We start from the raw sequence: 533 nt of genomic DNA on the forward strand, positions 1-533 counted from the left end.
AATATATCTCTTTTATAAACTCTTTGTTTTTTTCTTTTAAATTCTCATAATTCGTTTTTAAAATATGCTCATTGAATTTTTCTATACTCATATATATTTTTCCCATAACTTAAAACTATTTTGAATAAGTTCAATAACAAATGATTTTTTTGGAATTGTAGTATCTAAATAATCAGAAACCACTTTAAATATGTATATATCTTTTATATATTTTAAACAAGTTTCTTTAAAATGTGAACTCTCCATATCTACTAGAAGTGTTTCTAAGTTTTCATCACTTTCTAAAGGCTCATCAACAGTAGTAATTGGGGCAAAATTTATATTTGCTAACAATTTATTTGTACAAAAAAGTGTTCCTATTTTTATACTTTCATCACAGCAACCTGCAATTCCAATATTAATAGCTTTTGATATTAAATAATTTTCAAATACAAAATTTAAAGAATCTACTGTATTTTTTTTACCCATACCTGATACTATTAAAATAATATTATCATTAAAAAAAAGTTTGAAGTTTTGGACTGAAATGTCCT

1 protein-coding gene is annotated in these 533 nt (G+C 22.5%); it reads right to left on the bottom strand.

The features are described 5' to 3' along the window. Positions 1-87: 87 nt before the first annotated feature. A partial coding sequence (locus tag ACQY5W_RS13555) for a nucleoside phosphorylase (protein WP_428025497.1) occupies positions 88-533 on the bottom strand: 446 nt, incomplete at its 5' end.

Source organism: Arcobacter sp. (assembly GCF_050300555.1).
Classification (GTDB): Bacteria; Campylobacterota; Campylobacteria; order Campylobacterales; family Arcobacteraceae; genus Arcobacter.